At 67.8% G+C, this 17,349-nt stretch carries 18 protein-coding genes; 10 read left to right on the top strand and 8 right to left on the bottom strand.

Annotated elements, in window-relative coordinates; all coding sequences use genetic code 11:
* Positions 1–28 precede the first annotated feature (28 nt).
* On the bottom strand, positions 29–391 hold the full coding sequence (locus ACX80I_RS10115; RefSeq protein ID WP_459344982.1) for a DUF1622 domain-containing protein: 363 nt from the start codon (positions 389–391) through the stop codon (positions 29–31).
* 136 nt (positions 392–527) lie between these two features.
* The gene (locus tag ACX80I_RS10110; RefSeq protein WP_459344981.1) at positions 528–1,007 is read right to left on the bottom strand and encodes a PGPGW domain-containing protein; all 480 of its coding nucleotides are present in this window, start codon (positions 1,005–1,007) and stop codon (positions 528–530) included.
* Between the two features lie 213 nt (positions 1,008–1,220).
* Here ACX80I_RS10110 and ACX80I_RS10105 point away from each other — a divergent pair, with 213 nt between their 5' ends.
* Positions 1,221–1,481 (top strand): GlsB/YeaQ/YmgE family stress response membrane protein, encoded by a 261-nt coding sequence (locus ACX80I_RS10105; protein ID WP_459344980.1) that lies wholly within the window; start codon positions 1,221–1,223, stop codon positions 1,479–1,481.
* On the opposite strand, the gene ACX80I_RS10100 is transcribed toward ACX80I_RS10105, so the two are convergent.
* Both ACX80I_RS10100 and glnT read right to left on the bottom strand, forming a co-directional pair.
* The gene (locus ACX80I_RS10100) at positions 1,478–2,569 is read right to left on the bottom strand and encodes an alpha/beta fold hydrolase (protein WP_459344979.1); all 1,092 of its coding nucleotides are present in this window, start codon (positions 2,567–2,569) and stop codon (positions 1,478–1,480) included. The two genes, ACX80I_RS10105 and ACX80I_RS10100, sit on opposite strands and share 4 nt — an antisense overlap.
* Before the next feature lie 6 nt (positions 2,570–2,575).
* Positions 2,576–3,937, bottom strand: a complete 1,362-nt coding sequence (glnT, locus tag ACX80I_RS10095) for a type III glutamate--ammonia ligase (protein ID WP_459344978.1) — start codon at positions 3,935–3,937, stop codon at positions 2,576–2,578.
* 203 nt (positions 3,938–4,140) lie between these two features.
* Here glnT and ACX80I_RS10090 point away from each other — a divergent pair, with 203 nt between their 5' ends.
* The 5 genes from ACX80I_RS10090 to ACX80I_RS10070 all read left to right on the top strand — a co-directional run bounded on the left by ACX80I_RS10090 (position 4,141) and on the right by ACX80I_RS10070 (position 9,557).
* Entirely contained in the window at positions 4,141–4,848 is a 708-nt protein-coding gene (locus tag ACX80I_RS10090; protein WP_459344977.1) for a TetR/AcrR family transcriptional regulator, read from the top strand.
* Positions 4,849–4,966: 118 nt separating this feature from the next.
* A complete protein-coding gene (locus tag ACX80I_RS10085) occupies positions 4,967–6,316 on the top strand; it encodes an ammonium transporter (RefSeq protein WP_459344976.1) in 1,350 nt (449 codons plus the stop codon).
* Positions 6,317–6,485: 169 nt separating this feature from the next.
* Complete coding sequence (locus ACX80I_RS10080) at positions 6,486–7,700, top strand: LolA family protein (protein ID WP_459344975.1); 1,215 nt, start codon at positions 6,486–6,488, stop codon at positions 7,698–7,700.
* 5 nt (positions 7,701–7,705) lie between these two features.
* Positions 7,706–8,710: an ABC transporter ATP-binding protein gene (locus tag ACX80I_RS10075; RefSeq protein WP_459345159.1), complete on the top strand. Its 1,005-nt coding sequence runs from the start codon at positions 7,706–7,708 to the stop codon at positions 8,708–8,710.
* Positions 8,700–9,557 carry an ABC transporter permease gene (locus tag ACX80I_RS10070; protein WP_459344974.1) on the top strand — a complete coding sequence of 286 codons (858 nt, stop codon included), beginning with the start codon at positions 8,700–8,702 and terminating at the stop codon, positions 9,555–9,557. Before ACX80I_RS10075 ends, ACX80I_RS10070 begins: the two co-directional genes overlap by 11 nt.
* A gap of 6 nt (positions 9,558–9,563) precedes the next feature.
* On the opposite strand, the gene ACX80I_RS10065 is transcribed toward ACX80I_RS10070, so the two are convergent.
* Entirely contained in the window at positions 9,564–10,580 is a 1,017-nt protein-coding gene (locus tag ACX80I_RS10065; protein WP_459344973.1) for an exonuclease domain-containing protein, read from the bottom strand.
* Between the two features lie 241 nt (positions 10,581–10,821).
* On the opposite strand from ACX80I_RS10065, the gene ACX80I_RS10060 reads away from it, so the two are divergent.
* On the top strand, positions 10,822–11,649 hold the full coding sequence (locus tag ACX80I_RS10060; protein WP_459344972.1) for a nuclease-related domain-containing protein: 828 nt from the start codon (positions 10,822–10,824) through the stop codon (positions 11,647–11,649).
* A 93-nt stretch (positions 11,650–11,742) separates the two neighbouring features.
* On the opposite strand, the gene ACX80I_RS10055 is transcribed toward ACX80I_RS10060, so the two are convergent.
* From ACX80I_RS10055 to ACX80I_RS10045, 3 genes are all read right to left on the bottom strand, one after another.
* The gene (locus ACX80I_RS10055; RefSeq protein WP_459344971.1) at positions 11,743–11,970 is read right to left on the bottom strand and encodes a hypothetical protein; all 228 of its coding nucleotides are present in this window, start codon (positions 11,968–11,970) and stop codon (positions 11,743–11,745) included.
* Between the two features lie 137 nt (positions 11,971–12,107).
* Positions 12,108–13,517, bottom strand: a complete 1,410-nt coding sequence (locus tag ACX80I_RS10050; RefSeq protein ID WP_459344970.1) for an amidase — start codon at positions 13,515–13,517, stop codon at positions 12,108–12,110.
* Positions 13,514–14,746: an amidohydrolase gene (locus tag ACX80I_RS10045; RefSeq protein WP_459344969.1), complete on the bottom strand. Its 1,233-nt coding sequence runs from the start codon at positions 14,744–14,746 to the stop codon at positions 13,514–13,516. Before ACX80I_RS10045 ends, ACX80I_RS10050 begins: the two co-directional genes overlap by 4 nt.
* Before the next feature lie 172 nt (positions 14,747–14,918).
* Between ACX80I_RS10045 and ACX80I_RS10040 the strand changes: the two genes are divergently transcribed.
* From ACX80I_RS10040 to ACX80I_RS10030, 3 genes are all read left to right on the top strand, one after another.
* A complete protein-coding gene (locus ACX80I_RS10040) occupies positions 14,919–16,046 on the top strand; it encodes a hypothetical protein (protein WP_459344968.1) in 1,128 nt (375 codons plus the stop codon).
* A gap of 130 nt (positions 16,047–16,176) precedes the next feature.
* On the top strand, positions 16,177–16,755 hold the full coding sequence (locus ACX80I_RS10035) for a GNAT family N-acetyltransferase (RefSeq protein ID WP_459344967.1): 579 nt from the start codon (positions 16,177–16,179) through the stop codon (positions 16,753–16,755).
* A 114-nt stretch (positions 16,756–16,869) separates the two neighbouring features.
* Positions 16,870–17,343, top strand: a complete 474-nt coding sequence (locus tag ACX80I_RS10030) for a cupin domain-containing protein (RefSeq protein WP_301229310.1) — start codon at positions 16,870–16,872, stop codon at positions 17,341–17,343.
* Positions 17,344–17,349: the final 6 nt, after the last annotated feature.

The following is a 17,349-nucleotide window of genomic DNA, read 5'->3' as shown; positions in this document are numbered from 1 at the left end:
AATGTTTTTGTCAATACTATTTTTACTGTCAGTCCGCAGCGGGGTTCGCGGCGCCCTTCTGCCAGGGCCACCTGCCGCTGATCTCGAGCTCGAGCGACCAGCTGAGGAAGGTCCGGATGAGGACGATCAGGGCCAGCACTCCGACCGATTCGAACGTAGGCGTCACCGCCACGGTGCGGATGATGTCGGCGGCGACGAGCAGTTCGAGGCCCAGGAGGATCGAGCGGCCCAGCCGCTGGCGGTACCGGTGGTATACGCCGTCCTCCGTGCGGCGCCGGAGCAGCGCGCCTCCCGCCAGGAGGGTGGCGATGACGGCGCCGATGACGATGGCGGCGACACCCGCGGCGTCGACCGCCTCGCCCACGCCCTCCATGACCTCCTGGAAGTTCACCCGGCCGCCCCGAGGGGATACGTCGGCGTGGATCGGGTGTCCGTCATCGTGATGCTCCTCCGCGATAGTCCGTTTTTCGGCGCTCGTCCGACGCTACCCCTGCATACCGCGTGCTCGCGCGCCGGCACGCACCGTGTCAGGTCTGTGGCCGGAACCGCCGGATGCTGTAGACGATGAAAACCGCAGCCAGGAGCCCGGAGACGACGAGGCCCGATCCGACACTCCAGCCACCGGGCAGCCACCAGCGGTCATCGAGCGGCCACCACCCCGGCACAGCCGGGTGCACGCCCCACAGGACACCGAGCAGCACGAGGATCAGGGCGCCGAGGAAGCTGAGGACGATGTTGCGCTTCGTCTTCACTCCCTGCGCGGCCGCAGCGAAGGCCTTCCGCTTGACGGGCTGCAGCCAGCGCCGCGCCCACTCGTACTGCTGTGCCAGAACCGCCAGCCCGGCCACGAGGGCCAGCAGGCCGGGGCCGGGAAGAACGAGGGCGGCGAGACCGATGACCACCAGGAGCCATCCCACGACGAGTCCGATGACGCGACTGGCACCGTGGGGCGTGGTCCGCCCGGCAAATACTGCACCGGTCCTGCGCTGTCGAGGGGTCCGCGCCATCAACAATTCCTCAGTAGGCTTTGCATTCCTCTATCGTTGAACTGATCAACGCTGGTGGCAACACCCGCCCGGTTCCGGGCAGGGCGTTTGCATCACGGCAGAAGCACGGCATTGCACGTCACTGGGCACGGCACGGGCAGGACCGACGTGGCGGGACCACCAGCAGTATCAGGGACTTCCCGCGCACCGCGGGCACAGAGAAGGAGATTGACCATGATTGGATTCATCCTCGCCGGCCTCATCATCGGCGCGCTCGCACGGCTCATCAAGCCGGGCAAGCAGAACCTCGGCCTGCTCGCCACGCTGCTGCTGGGCCTCGTCGGCTCGGTCATCGGCGGTGCTATCGCGAGCTTCTTCGGTACCGGCAACATGTGGGAACTGAACATCTTCGGCTTCATCGTGTCCGTCATCGTGGCAGTACTGCTGATCGGTGTCGCCGAGAGCGTCGCGGGCCGCCGCCACGTCCGGCGCTAGGACTTACCAGCACCCCGAAGGGGCGGCTCCGGCCGCCCCTTCCGCATGCCCGGACCCCTGCCCGACGTCGGCCCGGCGTATGCCCCGGCCCGGTCCGACGCGCCGAGGAGGTCCCGCACCGCGCCGGCGATCTGTGCCGTCTCGCCCGTCCGGATTCCAGGGCGTCCCGCGAGATGCCCCAGGTCCGAGTCGAGGAGCCGGAGTTCCGCGTGCTGCAGGCCTTCCACCTCACGGGCGCTGTCGGCCGGGGGGAAGTAGAGATCCGTGCTGCCGGGCATGACGATGCACCGTGCGGACACACCAGCGAGCGCTTGCTCGAATCCGCCCCGTCCGCGGCCGATGTCCGCCCGCTGCCACGTCCCGAGCATGGCCAGCAGGTCGTTCGCGTCCCATGCTGCATGGTCGGCGGCCCACTCCTCCAGCAGGTCCTCGATCGACGCGTAGCCGAGCGAACGGTAGGTCCCCGCCCGGAAGAATTCCTGCGAATAGGCCCAGCCCGCGTAGACGGCACCGAAGGCGCGCAGCCCGCGGACCGGAGGAGCGCCATAGCGGCCCTCCGCGAAGGCAGGGTCCGCCTGCAGGGCCGCCTTCACGCCTTCGAGGAACACGTGGTTGTGTGGCGAGCACCGCGCCGCTCCGGCGACGGGAAGAATCGCGTCCACCAGGTCCGGGAACCGCGCGGCCCACTCGTAGGCCTGCAAGGCGCCCATGGACCACCCCGCCACCAGGGCGATCCGCGTGACCCCGAGCGCTGACACGAGTCGCTGCTGGGCGATGACGTTGTCGGCGATGTCGACGTCGGGGAAGGCGGCGCCGGCGATGTCCGGATGGGCCCTCGACGGGGAGGTGGACACGCCGTTGCCGAACATGTCGACGGCAACGACGAACCACCGCTCCGGGTCGAACACCCGGCCCGGGCCGATCCACGGCTCGTAGCTGGCATGTGTCCCGGTGTAGTACGAAGGCAGGATGATGCAGTTGGTACCCTCGGCGTTCAGAGTGCCATGAGTCGTGTAGGCGAGACGGGCCTCGGGTAGGTCCAGGCCGGAGAGCAGCCTGAACCTCCCGAGATCGAAGGACGCGTGCATGCCGGCCTAGAAGAACTTGAGGTAGCGCTTGGTCTCCCATTCGGAGACGTGCGCCTGGTACTCGTCCCACTCCTGGCCCTTGTAGTCCAGGTATGCGTTGTACATCGCCTCGCCGAACACGTCACGCGACAGCCCGTCCGCCCCGAATTCCTCGAGGGCCTCGCCCAGGGTGCGGGGCAGGAGTCCGAGGCCCTTCGCCAGGATGTCCGCCTCGGAGTAGTTGTACATGTTCTCGGTGTGCGGCTCGCCCGGATCCAGGTTCTCCCGGATGCCCTCCAGCCCCGCCGCCAGGATGATGGCTGCGCCGAGGTACGGGTTGCAGCTGATGTCCGCTGCCCGGCATTCCACCCGGCCGCCGCCCAGCGGGACGCGGATCATGTTGGTGCGGTTGTTGTCGCCGTAGCTGACGAACACGGGCGCCCAGGTCGAGCCCGACATGCTGCCCTTGCGGACCAGTCGCTTGTAGCTGTTCACTGTGGGCGCGATGACGGCGCAGATGGCGGGGGCGTGCTTGAGCACCCCGGCGATGAACTGGTAGCCGAGCTCGGAGATGCCGCAGCCGCGGGGGTCATCGTCCGATTCGAAGAGGTTCTCCCCGGTCTCCACGTCGGCCAGCGACATGTTGAAGTGGGCCCCGGACCCGCTCCTGTCGGCGAAGGGCTTGGGCATGAAGGTGGCGAAGTAGCCGTGCTTGCGGACGATCTCGTTGGCCATGAGGCGGAAGAAGACGGCCCGGTCGGCCATGGTGAGCGCATCGGAGTACTTGAAGTCGATCTCGAACTGGCCCCTGGCGTCCTCGTGGTCGAAGGAGTACACGCCCCAGCCCATGGTGGTCATGGCCTCGACCAGTTCGGTGAGCCAGTCGAGGTTGTCGAGGGCCGCGGGCGCCGTGTAGCAGGGCTTGTCCAGGTTGTCGCGGTCACTGGCTTCCGTCACCCCTGCCGGAGTGTCCTTCAGGACGAAGAACTCGGTCTCGATGCCCAGGTTGAAGGTGTATCCCATGGCGCGGGCGGCCTCGAGCTGACGCTTGAGGATGTTCCGCGAGGCGGCCTCGAAGGGCTCACCCCCGGTGTACAGGTCGCTGGCGAAGAAGGCGACGTCCTTGCGCCAGGGAAGCTGTACCGCACTGTCCAGGTCGGGACGGGCGGACAGCTCCTCGTCGCTGATGTCCTGCGGCATCCCGTCGAGGGCAGCGCCGGTGAACAGCTCCGATCCTGCGGCCATCTGGGGCAGGTGGGAGAGCGGCACGAACTTCGTCTTGATGTTGCCGTGGATGTCGACGAAGCTCGCCATCGCATACTTGACGCCCGCCTCCTGAAGCTTGCGCTGGACGGTCTCCACTGCTGCGCCTGTGGTTACAACACTCATGTCGATCTCCCTCTACGATCTCCGCCGGGACCGCTCCGGCCCCTTTTCGATAAGCTATTGAAAAGCTTCGCCGGAGCCAATTTCGATGAAGTGTCGATATTGTTTCCGGGGCGTAAATACCTGAAGGGCGGGCCTTCTTCCGCCCGATGCCCGGCGTCTGCGTAGATACGCTGGCGCTTCCACCACCACGAGGAAAGACACTTATGAGTCGCACAATCACGACCGGCAGCACGGGTGCCGGCAGGCCCCGGCTCAGCGGCGCCACCGGCGCATCGCCGAGGAACGACATCATCCGTGAGGCGACCGCCCTGTTCGTCGCCAAGGGCTATGCCGAGACGACCATGAGCGAGATCGCCCGCAGTTCGGGGCTCCGGCAGTCCTCGCTGTACTACTGGTTCTCCCGCAAGGAGCACATCCTGCAGGCGCTCCTCGAGGAGAACCGGGGGTCCCTGGAACTCGCGCGGCGGCTGGAGCCCTCGGCCGGCAGCGCTTCCGCCCGCCTCTACGCGGTGCTCGCTGCCGATACCATCCAGCTCTGCTCCTCGCCGCTCGACTTCTACGAATTCGAGCGGGTGGCACGAGCACAGCCACAGAACTTCGGGGCCTTCTTCGACGACTACGCGGAGCTCCATGCCCTGACCGCATCGATCATCCGGCAGGGCGTGGAGCAGGGCGGACTGCGCGACGTCGACCCCATCCCTGCCGCCACCGCAGCCCTGGCCCTGAACGAGGGGCTGCAGCGCCACTACCGCCAGCCCCTCCCCGGCGCCACCGAGACCTACTCGATGGAAGGTATCGCGGGCCTGAGTGCCGACACCTCCCTGCGGTCGATGCTGGCCTCGCCGGCCACCCTTCCCGACATCCGCAGGGAGGCCGCCCGCCTCATCCCCGAAGTGGCGCCCGAGAGTTAACCAGCGCGTAACAGATTCGATATGGCATCGAAAACGGCCGGGCCAAGCATTTAGATAGCGTATCGAAACGCTGCGGCCCGCGAGCGCAGGCCTCCCTCCCACCGTTCTGGAGACTTGCATGGACACTGCAGCAATCGCGGGCAATACGGCGTGGGTCCTGACCGCCGTCGTCGCCGTCGCCCTGATGCTTCCCGGCCTGGCCCTGTTCTACGGCGGCATGGTCAGCCGCAGGACCACCATGAACATGATGCTCATGGTCCTCGGATCCTTCTGCGTGGTCGGCATCCTGTGGGTCGCGTTCGGCTACTCCGCCGTCTTCGGCAACTCGATCGGCGGTCTCGGCCTACTGGGAGATCCCACCGAGTACGCGGGACTCGGGCAGCTCCTGACAGCACCCGACGACGCCGCCCTCCCCCCGCTCGCCCTGGCCGCACTGCATCTCATGTTCGCTGGCCTCACCGCGGGGATCGTCGCCGGAGCGGCAGCCGACCGCATGAAGTTCGGCGCCTGGCTCGTTTTCGCCGGCGCCTGGGCGACGCTGGTCTACTTCCCGGTGGCACACTGGGTCTTCGCCTTCGATTCGGCCGACGGGGCGGTGCAGGGCGGGTGGATCGCGAACACGCTCGGCGCCATCGACTACGCGGGCAGCACCGCGATCCATGTGAACTCGGGAGTGGCCGCACTCGCGCTGGCACTCGTGCTCGGCAAGCGCCGCACGTGGCCCGTGCAGCCTAAGGCACACAATCTTCCCTTCACCCTGCTCGGCGTCGGCCTGCTCTTCACCGGCTGGATCGGCTTCGATGGCAGTGGCCTCGGCGCGGCAGACAACAATGCGGCGGTCGCATCGTTCAACACGATCGCCGCCACCTGCGCCGGCGTCTGTGTCTGGCTCCTCGTGGAGCGCCTGCGCGACGGCCACCCCACCACCCTCGGCGCGTCCTCGGGTGCCATCGCGGCCCTTGTGGCCATCACGCCGTCGTGTGGAGCGGTGACACCGCTCGGCGCCCTCGCCACCGGTGGTGCCGCAGCCGTAGTCTGCTACTTCGCCGTGTCGCTCAAGTACAAGCTCGGTTTCGACGACGCCCTCGACGTCACGGCGCTGCATTTCATCGGCGGTGTCGCAGGCGGCCTCCTCATCGGCCTGATCGCCACCCCCGAAGCGCCCAGCGGCGCGCAGGGCCTGCTCTACGGAGGGGGCTTCGACCTCCTGCTCCGGCAGGCCACCGCGATCCTCTCGGTCTTCGCCTACACCTTCACGGTGACGTGGCTGCTCGCGAAGGTACTGGACAAGACGATGGGCATCCGGGTCCCCGAGGCGGTGGAGGCGAAGGGCCTGGACATCAGGCTCCACGCCGAGAACGCATACGAGAACGGCTCGGACAAGGCCCACTCACCACGGGGCCACGCGGAGCAGCTGCACCACCTGGACGCTGAACCGATGGCGGCCGAGGAACCTCGGGTGAGCTGACAGGTCTGTCCCAGGAGGGCGGTGGCTCTACGCGGCCGCCGCCCTCCTGCGTGTCCGGCACGCCCCGCCCCTCCCGCTCGTTCACCCGGTATAGACGCCTCACCCCTCCCAGCTTGCAGGTGTAGCGTTGACGTCAGATGGGGCGAAGATTCGTTCGGAAGGCTCAATCATGAACAAGAACTGGCGCTGGCTCCCCGCCGGCATCGTTCCGGTGGTCATCGTCACTGCTGCCGTGAGCGGTTCGGCCGTTGCCGAGGCCCAGCCGCAACTCCCCGCCAGGACCGCGCAGGAGCTGCTCGAGTTCGTGGCCACCAGCGCCGACGACGCCTACTCCGGCACCGTCGAGCAGTCCTCCAACCTCGGCCTGCCGGACCTGAGCCTCGCCTCTCCCCCGGGCCGTACCCCCAGCTCGGACCCGACGTCCATGGTCCTCGAACTCCTGACCGGTGAGCACTCCGCCCAGGTCTACGTCGACGGGCCGGACAAAGCCAAGGTCCAGGTGCTCGACCAGCTGGCCCAGCGCAGCGTCGTCATCAATGAGACCGACGCCTGGTACTACGACTCCAGCGCCAACGAAGCAGCCCACGCCGTCCTGCCCGACAAGGACGCCGTGAAGGCCGAACTCGAGGCGAAGCTGCAGGAGAAGATCGCCGAACACCCCGAGCTGCAGGACATCCCGCGGACGCCGGCGGAACTCGCGCAGGCCTTCCTCGCGAGGATCGATCCCAGCACCGAGGTGACCGTCGACGGCACCAGCCGCGTCGCCGGCCGCAGCGCCTACGAACTTCTGCTGACCCCCGAGGACGCAGCGACCCTGATCGGGTCCATCGCGGTGAGCATCGATTCCGAGACCGGGGTCCCGCTCAGCGTCACCGTGCAGGCCAGGGGCCAGGAGGAAGCTGCGTTCGAGGCAGGCTTCAGCGCCGTGGATTTCAGCACCCCCGATGCGGGCATCTTCGAGTTCACCCCGCCGGAGGGCGCCGCCGTCACGGAGGCACCCACCGCCGACGAGGCGACGGCCCACGTCGACGAGGCGAAAGCGCGCGTCGACGGCAAGGACCAGACCGCCCCCTCCGAGGAGCCCGTGGTGATCGGCGAGGGCTGGAGCACCATCGTGGAACTGCCGGTCGGCAGCGCCGCGCAACTCGGGCTGAACCTCGGCACCGGCGAAGCGGCCGGCATGGGCGACATCATGGAGGTCAAGCCCGGCATGGATCCCGAGGAGGTCGCCGGCGCCCAGGCCATGCTGGAGCAGGCACTCACCGAGGTCGACGGCGGCCGCGCCCTGCAGACGTCGCTCGTCTCGGTGCTGATCACCGACGACGGACGCATCCTCGCAGGAGCCGTCAGCGCCGACCAGCTCGTCGCCGCGTCCCGCCGGTGACCGCGATTGCCCGCCCGACCCGCACGCCGAGTGCGGGCCCGCGGGTCAGCGCGGGTCCGCGGTCGCCCGCGGGAGAGTTCGCGATCGAGACGCACGGGCTGACCAAGGTCTTCGGCCGGCAGAAAGCGGTGGACGGCGTCGACCTCGCAGTACCCCGCGGCACGGTCTTCGGATTCCTCGGCCCCAACGGGTCGGGGAAGACCACCACCATCCGGATGCTGCTCGGCCTCGCGTCAGCCTCCAGCGGCGACATCCGGCTGCTCGACGGCGACATGCCGAAGGACGCCCGGACCGTCCTGCCACGGGTGGGTGCCCTCGTCGAGGGTCCCGCCATCTACCCGTTCCTCTCCGGGCGGGCGAACCTCCAGCGGTTCGACGCCGCCGACCGCCACACCTCCCCCACCACCCGGAACAAGCGCGTCGACGCCGCCCTCGAGCGCGTGGGCCTCGGCCACGCGGCGCGGAAGCGTGCGCACGCCTACTCGCTCGGCATGAAGCAGCGCCTCGGCATCGCCAACGCGCTGCTCGCCCCGCGGGATCTGCTGATCCTCGACGAGCCCACCAACGGCCTCGACCCCCAGGGCACGCGCGAGGTCCGCAACCTCATCCGTTCCCTGTCCGACGACGGCACCACCGTCTTCGTCTCCAGCCACCTACTAGCCGAGGTGGAGCAGATGTGCACCGGGATCGCCATCATGAGCGCAGGCCGCCTGGTCGCGCAGGGCACGCTCGACGAGCTCCGCGCCGAGGGCACCGCCCACGTCCGCATCACGACGCCCGACCACGCCGACGCCCACCGCGTCCTCACGGGGCTCGGCCTCACCCCCGAGCGCCACGGGCGCGACGACGTCCTCACCGCGGAGCTCTCCGTCCCCGGCCTCCTGCCGGAGACCGTAAACGCGGCCCTGGTGCGTGCGGACGTCCGGGTGCGAGGGTTCGAGGCCAGTGGCGCCTCCCTCGAGGACCGCTTCGTCGCGCTGACCGGAGAGGGGTTCGACGTTGCCGGCTGAATCCGTCGAGACCCGCCCCCGCACGGGAGGCCTCGGACTGACGCTCGTGCTCTCCGAGATCAGCGTCCTGTTCCGCAGGGTGCGCACCTGGGCGATGATCGGCGCACTGGCGCTCATCCCGATCCTCATCGCCGTCGTCGTCCGGGTGTCCTCGGACGAGTCGGCGAGCGGTCGCGGTCCGGCGTTCCTCAACAGCATCACCCAGAACGGGCTGTTCGTGTCGCTGACGGCCCTGACCGTCGCCATTCCCCTGTTCCTGCCGCTGACCATCGGCGTCGTCGCGGGCGACACGATCGCTGGCGAGGCGAACCTCGGCACGCTGCGCTACCTGCTGGTGGCCCCGGCCGGGCGCATCCGGCTGCTCCTCGTGAAGTACGCGGGGGCGGCGCTGTTCTGCTTCGTGGCGACGCTGACCGTCGTCATCACCGGCGCCATCATCGGGGCGCTGCTGTTCCCGATCGGGCCCGTGACGCTGCTGTCCGGCGACACCGTGGGCATCCCCGGCTACTTCGTGCGGCTGCTGCGCCTGGCCCTCTACGTGACGGTGTCCCTGATGGGCCTCAGCGCCATCGGCCTGTTCATCTCGACGCTCACGACCATTCCGGTCGGCGCCATGGCCGCGACGGCCGCGCTGGCCGCCGTCTCGCAGATCCTCGGCGCACTCCCCCAGTTGGAGTGGCTGCACCCCTGGCTGTTCACGAACTACTGGCTGGGCTTCGGGGATCTGCTGCGGCAGCCGATCGTGTGGAACTCGTTCGCCGACAACGCGCTGCTGCAGTTCGGCTACATCGCCGTCTTCGGGACGCTGGCCTACGGGCGGTTCAGCACCAAGGACATCCTGAGCTGAGCCCGCCTACGTGACCTTGCGGCGCCCGATCCAGGCGAGCAGCCCCGTCACTGCGGACTCCAGCGTTCCGAGCACGTCTGCCGGTGTCTCCTCGACGGAGTCCTCGGGCCGATCCAGGCCGAACCACTCACGCAGCTCACACTCGCTGACGGCGCGGATGGCTTGACCCGCACCGATGTACTGGAGCGCCTTCCGCTCCTTGTTGCTACCCGAGGTGAGGAAGACCGTGCGCCGGCTGGCATCCTCCTGACCGACGACGAGCATCGTGGTCTTCTTCGTGACGTTGTTGGCCGGAGTTGCCCCGAGGGCGGCGATCCGGCCCATTGCTTCCTCGCGCGTCATCGTGGTGAGGTCCCCGGTGAACACCACGATCTGGCCGTGGAGGGGGTTCGACGGGTCCGCCTGACCATTGGCCTGAGGAAGCTCGGCGAGGGTCGGGGTTTTGGCGTAGCGGTGGGAACCGGTCGACGACGTCGGCTTCGTCGCCGGCCAGAGCAGGTCCAGCGAGTAAAGTGCATGCTTGCGCGCGATGGCGACGACGGCGGCCGCGCAGATCTCGGCGTCGCTCCCCGCGTCGTGGTGCTGGAAGGCTCCCAAACCCAGGGCCTTCGCGACATGCGGGAGCTTGTTCGAGTCGAGGTCGAGGAGGCGGCGCGCGAGGTCGACGGAGCAGTGGAAGGTGGCGTCCGGCACTGCCAGCCCTGACTCAAGGCAGGCACCACGCAGCACCGAGCGGTCGAAGGATGCATTGTGGGCGACGAACCGGTCATCGCCGGCGAAGGCTCGGATGCGCTGCAGGCTCTCGGGCCATTCCGGAGCAGTCCGGACATCACTCGGGCGGATGCCGTGGACCGAGACGTTCATGGGAGCGAACTCACTGACGGAGCGTGGTGGCCGAATCAGCCACGACGCGGTATCGACGACGACGCCGTTCCGTACCTTCGCCAGACCGACCGCGCAGACCGAGCCGCGCTTGCTGTTGGCCGTCTCGAAGTCGATCGCGGTGAAGTTGAGACCGTGCACTGTTCCCCCTGAGGCTGTCGCCACTCGTCCGCGGCCCTGCCCAGCCTATCGGCCCGCACCAGGCGCGCCTTCTCCCGGCCTCTCCTGCAATGCGTAAATCCTGCGGCAATCCTGTCTCCAACCGGGCGGACGAACCAGCGCGCCACTGCGCATCGCCCGGTAGATTCGACCTACCCGGGCGAGGCTCAGCTCGCCCGGGCTTCAGGTCCAGGGGGACTCGCATGGCGTCGGGAAGCGGAACATGAGTGCGGCTGTCCCGCTCGACGGCGACGAAGCGTACGTCGAGCCCGCGACGCTCGGGCTGCTCAAGCGGCGCGTCCCCGGCCAGTCCGTCATGGAAGAGCTGCTCGACGGCCACGGTGCGGTGGACACGCGCGGGCTGCTGGCCCGGGTCCTCGGCGTCCACCCGCTGAAGGGTGATAGTCGCCCCTGGTACTGGGGAGCACTCGGCGAGCGCGCGGTGGGTCGAACCCTCGCCGCACTGGGACCGGAGTGGACCGTCCTGCACGCCGTTCCGGTGGGTGAGAAATCATCCGACATCGACCACGTGGTCATTGGTCCAACAGGCGTCTTCACGATCAACACGAAGCGGCATCCCGGACAGAACGTCTGGACGGCGAAGGGCACCTTGATGGTCGCCGGGACGCGGTACCCCTACGTCCGCAATTCCGAGCACGAGGCAGCACGGGCAGGAAAGCTGCTCTCCGCCGCAGTCCTGCAGCATGTTCCCGCGTCGGCTGCGATCGTGGTCGTCGACGCACGCCAGGTCACCGTGAAGGAGAAGCACCGGTCCGTGGCGGTGCTTCGCCAGAACCAGCTCCTGCGGTGGATCACGCGGCGTCCGGTCATCTACACCGAGCAGCAGGTCGCGCTCCTGTCGGCGGCTGCGGCGCAGCCCTCGACCTGGCGGCGTACCGCGCCCGTTCTAAGGGACCCGACCGAGGTCGTCCTGCCGTTCGAGGCACTGCACGGGCTGGTGGAACAGGCACGACGACGGCGGATCGGCTGGCTCCTCGCGGTACCCGCGGCGTTCCTCGCGTCGGCCGTGGGCGTCCTTCCCCCGTTCTAATCGAACGACGGAGCAACCGAATGGCTGCATGGGTCGCGGAGCACCATCCCGAGATCGAGGTCCGCCGGTGACATCGAGGGCGTTGCGACCGGCCTACTTCTTCCGCATCTTCTTTACCCCATTGGCGACCTGGCGGTACAGCCGTTTCGCTTCAGGACTTGTTGCAACCTGATAGGCCTTTTTGCCACCCTCGATCACCTTCTTGGCTTTGGCCTGGGCCGCGGGATCGTTGGCGATCGAGTACGCCTTGGCGCCGGCAGCCTTGGCTTTTCCAGCACCATTCTTCAAAAATTCCGAGGCCTTGTCCCTTCTGCCCGCCATGGTGTGCTCCTCACGCTGGTGCTGTGTCCAGTGACACTAGCACTGTCGGACACCAGGCGATTCGGCTGGCCGATCCCGCTGCCCTGGCTGCCCTGCTGTCGCGTCATCGACCCTCGGTCCTCGGTCCTCACAGTCGACTACAGCTCCGGCACCCGCTTCGCCCACCCCGTCGCTTGCTCAAAGGCATACGTAACCTGCAGCAGCTCGATGTCCTTTCCGTGCGGCATCACCAACTGCAGCCCCACCGGCAGGCCGTCGTCACTGAAGCCTGCAGGCACCGACACCGCGGGCAGACCTGTCGCCGAGATCAGAGTGGCCGACCGCATCCAGTCCAGGTACGTCTCGAACTCCACCCCGTTGACCGACGTCGGGTAGCGCTGCGACGCATCGAAGGGGAGCACCTGTGCGGTCGGGCTGGCGAAGACATCGTACTTTCCGAAGTAGCGCCGCACACCAGTGTCGAGACGCGTCCGGGCGACAGCCGCGTCCACCATGTCCTGCACCGTCAGCTGCAGTCCCTGCTCCACGTTCCAGCGGATCTCGGGCTTGATGGAATCGCCGTGCTTCTTCACGAGCTCCCCGAGGCCGAGCACGAAATCGAAGGCACGCGTCGTCCCGAACACCTGGTCGGCGCCGCGCAGGTCGGGCGCCGCTTCCTCGACGATGGCACCGAGGTCGGCAAAGACCTGCAGTTGGCTCTCGAGGACCCGCAGCACCTCGTGATCCACCGGCACGCCGAGTCCGAAGTCGGGCGACCATCCCATCCGCAGTCCGGTGAGGTCCCGCTCGAGTGGGGCCGTGAACGAACCGGAGACGGGGTAGGGGTAGGGAACAGCGGGGTCGGCGCCCGCGATCGCCGCCATCCCCAGCGCGATGTCGGCGACCTCGCGCGCCATCAGCCCGTTGCGGTTCAGCCACGCCCAGGCGTTGCGGGTCGGTAGGGACGGAACGACGCCGATGGAGGGCCGATAGCCGACGATATTGCAGAACGACGCCGGGTTGCGGAGCGAGCCGCCCATATCGCTGCCGTCGCCCAACGGCTGGATCCGGGCCGCGATCGACGCCGCCACTCCCCCACTACTGCCGCCGGCACTCAGCGAGGTGTCATAGGGGTTGACCGTCGTGCCGAACAGTTCGTTGAAGGTGTGCGCGCCGGCGGCGAACTCCGGAACGTTGGTCTTGCCCGTCGTCACGACGCCGGCCTTCTTGAGGCGGCCAATGATCAGGTCGTCGAACGTCGGCACGAAGTCCTTGAACGCCACCGATCCCTGCGTGGTGCGCAGCCCTTTGGTGTTGTGGGTGTCCTTGTGTGTCATCGGCAGTCCGTGCAGCGGCGGAAGGTCCGCGCTCGACATCGTCAGCTCGTCAGCCGCCTCCGCGAGCGCTGCAGCGCCCTCCCGGTCCTGGGTGATCACGGCGTTAATGGAACCGTTGACGGCATCGATGCGGTCGAAATGGGCGTCGAGCGCTTCGCGCGCTGACACCTTCCGACGGCGGATGGCGCCGGTCAGGTCGACGGCGGACAGTTCGTGGAGCTCAGTCCTCACGCCGTTCCGACCTTCGACAGCAGCGCCGTCATCGCTGCCCGGACGCCGGTGGTCAGTGTCGGCTCGATCATCGGGGCGAAGAACGGCGAGTGGTTGCCCGGAACCGGGCCGTCGCCGTCGAGCAGTTCCTGCGGGTGCCCGCCGAAGAACCAGTAGACGCTCGGGACACCGATGGCCTCGGCCAGGAGACCGAAGTCCTCGCTCCCCATGACGGGCGGAGCCTCGATGACGGCGTCCTCACCCAGGACCTCGCCGAGGACAGCCATCAGGTCCTCGGTCGAGGAGGGATCGTTGTAGCACTGGGGGAAACTGGAGATCTCCTCGATGGTCGGCTCCGGGGCGCCCGACGCCGCCGCCTCCGCGCTGATGATGCGCCGAAGTGAGCCGAGGACGCGCTCGCGCACGTCGACGTCGAACGTCCGCACGTTGAGCGTGAACTCCGCCGATGCCGGAATGATGTTCTCCTTCAGGCCGCCATGGAAGGTGCCGATGGTGACGACGGCAGACTTCATGGGGTGCACCTCGCGGGAGACGATCGTCTGGATGCGCACCACCATGTGGGCGCCGAGGACGATCGGGTCGATCGACTGCTCCGGCTGCGAGCCGTGCGCCTGCTTGCCCTGTACCGTGACCTTCCAGGAGTCTGCCATCGCCATGGCCGTGCCCTTGCTGATGTTCACCGTGCCGGCGAGCCCTGGCCAGACGTGCTGCCCGTAGATGATCGACGGCATCGGCGCCTTGTCCCACAGCCCGTCCTCGACCATGGCCTCCGCGCCCTCGCCGATCTCCTCGCCCGGCTGGAAGATGAACACCACCGTGCCGGCCCAGGCGTCGCGGTTCTCGGTCAGCAGCTGCGCGGCGGTCAGCCCTACGGTGATGTGGGTGTCGTGCCCGCAGCCGTGCATGACCGGCACGGCCTTCCCGTCGGCGAGCGTCCCCGTCGTCGTACTTGCATACTCCAGCCCGGTACTTTCCTCGATCGGCAGTCCGTCCGTGTCGGCGCGGTAGCCGACCACCGGTCCGTCGCCGTTGCGCAGGATCCCGACGACGCCGGTGCCGCCGCACATGAACGTCTCGAGTCCGAGGTGGGTCAGCTTTTCGAGGATGAACGCGGCGGTGTGCGTCTCCTGCATGGACAGCTCGGGGTGCGCGTGCAGGTGCCGGTAGAGCTCGTGCATGGCGGTGGTGTGCGCGTCGGAGAGCTCGAAGACGGCGGTATCGATGGTCATGGTGTCCTTTCGGAAGGCAGTCCTGATCCCGAGTACATCAGGTGTGGCGGTCGGAGCGCGAGGGGAACCCTTCGCGGGCTGTTCACCTCCGTGCCCAGCGAGGGCCACCCGCCCGTGACTCCCACTCGGCAGCGTGGACACCAGACCACCGCTGTCGAACGAGGAGCCCTTCGTGAAAGCAATTGCCCGCGCCATCACCCTGTTGGTGTCCGCCGTCCTGGTCACGGGCGCCGCGAAACCCGCCGTGGAGGACTTCCCCGCGACGATCGACGGCGGCGCCTGGCCGGCCGGGCACGTGCAGGGCATCGCCGTCGACACCGCGAACGAGTTCGTCTACTACTCCTTCACCTCGATGCTCGTGAAGACGGATCTCGACGGGACCGTGCTCGGCACCGTCACCGGCTTCACTGGACACCTTGGCGACCTCGACTTCAACGAGAAGGACGGTCGCGTCTACGGGTCCCTGGAGTACAAGGAGGCCGAGTCCTTCTACATCGCCATCTTCGACGTCGACCGCATCACGGGGATGGACATGGACGCCGAGACGGACGGCATCGTCACAGCTGTCTACCTCGACGAGGTAGTGCAGGACTTCACCGCGGACATGGACGGCAACGGCGTGTTCGACGGCAACATCGCCCACACCCCGGACCACCGCTACGGCAGCAGCGGGATCGACGGCGTCACCTTCGGCCCCGCGTTCGGGCGGAAGAACGGCAAGCAGCTGCTCACGGTCGCGTACGGCGTCTACTCGAACACCGAGCGCGACGACAACGACCACCAGGTGCTCCTGCAGTACGACGTCACGCGCTGGAAGAAGTACGAGCAGCCGCTCACCCAGGCCGCCCCGCACACCAGCGGCCCGACGACGACCGACGGCAAGTACTTTGTCTACACCGGCAACACCACCTACGGCGTGCAGAACCTGAGCTACGACGCCTTCACCCACACCTGGCTCCTCGGCGTCTACAAGGGCGTCAAGGAGCAGTTCCCCAATTACTCGCTCTACGCCATCGACGGTTCGTCCCGTCCCACGCGAGGCGTGATCGAGGGCCAGCCGACGCGTGAGGAAGGCCTGCTCCTCCCCCTCCTCCAGCAGGGCCTCTTCCACGAGCCCACCGGGATCCGGGGCTGGAACTTCACCGCCGACGTCGGCCTCGAGTCCCTCGGCAACGGCTACTTCTACATCGCCACCCAGGGCAGAGTCGTCGAGGACGGCGTCACGAAGCAGACCGCTGTGCTGGACCTGTACCGGTGGACCGGGGCGGCAGAATCGCCCTTCGAGCTCGTGGGGCGGTAGCTCGCACCCGCAGAGGACCAGGCCGATTCCTGTGCCGCGCCTGCTGCTCGCAGGGGGTTGCGCCGCCGTGGATAGGGTGGGGTCACCGCTTGGAGACGCCCGGGCGCGGACGACCAGCACCCGAGGAAGAATGAACGCCGACTACGACTTCACCCGTCTGCCGATGATCGAGACCCCGCGCCTGCGACTCGAGCCTCAGGGGCTGGAGCATTTTGACGGCGTGTGGTCGAACGTGAATGACCCGGAGCTACAACGCTTGACGGGCACGCATGCGCAATTCACCAGGGACCAGATCCGCGCATGGCTGGAGAAAGTGCCGGAAAGCGAGGACCGCGCCGACTGGGCCGTCGTGCGGCGCGACACGGGCCAGTACCTCGGCGAGGTGGTCCTGAACGACCTCGATGAGGCGAATGCGTCGATCGGTTACCGCATCGCTCTCAGCGGGAATGGCGCGACCGGCAACGGCTACGGCACCGAAGCCGGGCGTGCCGTCATCGCTCATGCCTTCGACGAGATCGGCCTGCACCGGGTCGGGTTGGAGGTCTACGCCTTCAACCAGCGGGCCATGCGGTCCTACCGGAAGATCGGTTTCGTGGAAGAGGGGACCATGCGCGACGCGCTGCACTGGAACAACGGATGGGTGGACGCCGTGATGATGTCGATCCTCAGCACCGACCCCCGGCACCGACCGGAACCGGGGTCGGGCTGATGTGGGGTTTCTGACACCGCACAGCCTGTCCCTGACCCGCAGCGTTTGGCAACCGGCGCGGAGCCCGAAGGGCCAATTTGGCGACCCCGGGCGAAGATGGGACAGAATGCGTTCATGGACATCACCGACAACGGACCGAACCCGAACGCCTTCGACATCGAGACTGCGACGACGGAGAACGCCGCCTATCGCCGCGTCGCCTGGACCGGCAAGCACCTGCAGGTCACGCTCATGTCGATCGAGCCCGGCGGCGCTATCGGCCTCGAGGTGCACCACGGCACCGACCAGTTCCTGCGTATCGATGCCGGGAAGGGCCGCGTGAAGATGGGTCCCTCGAAGGACGACCTCTCCTTCCAGCGGGACGTCGAGGATGGCTGGAGCATCCAGGTGCCCGCCGGCACCTGGCACGACGTCGAGAACACGGGAGACGAAGCGCTGCGTCTCTACACGATCTACGCGCCGACGCACCACGCGCAGGGCATTGTGCAGGAGACGCCGGAGGACGCCGAGAAGGACGAGGAGCAGGGCCGCGACGAGCCGCCGTCGTGGGTCGAGGAAGTCGACGACAAGGGCGAAGAGAGCGCCTGAGTCGCT

The sequence above is a fragment of the Arthrobacter rhamnosi genome (assembly GCF_054510855.1).
This window is presented reverse-complemented; position numbering and strand designations above follow the sequence as displayed.

What these genes read in the sequence shown, in the direction of transcription:
- ACX80I_RS10110 (WP_459344981.1), bottom strand. Translation starts at nt 1,007, where the DNA reads ATGGCGCGGACCCCTCGACAGCGCAGGACCGGTGCAGTATTTGCCGGG.
- ACX80I_RS10105 (WP_459344980.1), top strand. Translation starts at nt 1,221, where the DNA reads ATGATTGGATTCATCCTCGCCGGCCTCATCATCGGCGCGCTCGCACGG.
- ACX80I_RS10100 (WP_459344979.1), bottom strand. Translation starts at nt 2,569, where the DNA reads ATGCACGCGTCCTTCGATCTCGGGAGGTTCAGGCTGCTCTCCGGCCTG.
- glnT (WP_459344978.1), bottom strand. Translation starts at nt 3,937, where the DNA reads ATGAGTGTTGTAACCACAGGCGCAGCAGTGGAGACCGTCCAGCGCAAG.
- ACX80I_RS10090 (WP_459344977.1), top strand. Translation starts at nt 4,141, where the DNA reads ATGAGTCGCACAATCACGACCGGCAGCACGGGTGCCGGCAGGCCCCGG.
- ACX80I_RS10085 (WP_459344976.1), top strand. Translation starts at nt 4,967, where the DNA reads ATGGACACTGCAGCAATCGCGGGCAATACGGCGTGGGTCCTGACCGCC.
- ACX80I_RS10080 (WP_459344975.1), top strand. Translation starts at nt 6,486, where the DNA reads ATGAACAAGAACTGGCGCTGGCTCCCCGCCGGCATCGTTCCGGTGGTC.
- ACX80I_RS10060 (WP_459344972.1), top strand. Translation starts at nt 10,822, where the DNA reads ATGAGTGCGGCTGTCCCGCTCGACGGCGACGAAGCGTACGTCGAGCCC.
- ACX80I_RS10055 (WP_459344971.1), bottom strand. Translation starts at nt 11,970, where the DNA reads ATGGCGGGCAGAAGGGACAAGGCCTCGGAATTTTTGAAGAATGGTGCT.
- ACX80I_RS10045 (WP_459344969.1), bottom strand. Translation starts at nt 14,746, where the DNA reads ATGACCATCGATACCGCCGTCTTCGAGCTCTCCGACGCGCACACCACC.
- ACX80I_RS10035 (WP_459344967.1), top strand. Translation starts at nt 16,177, where the DNA reads ATGAACGCCGACTACGACTTCACCCGTCTGCCGATGATCGAGACCCCG.
- ACX80I_RS10030 (WP_301229310.1), top strand. Translation starts at nt 16,870, where the DNA reads ATGGACATCACCGACAACGGACCGAACCCGAACGCCTTCGACATCGAG.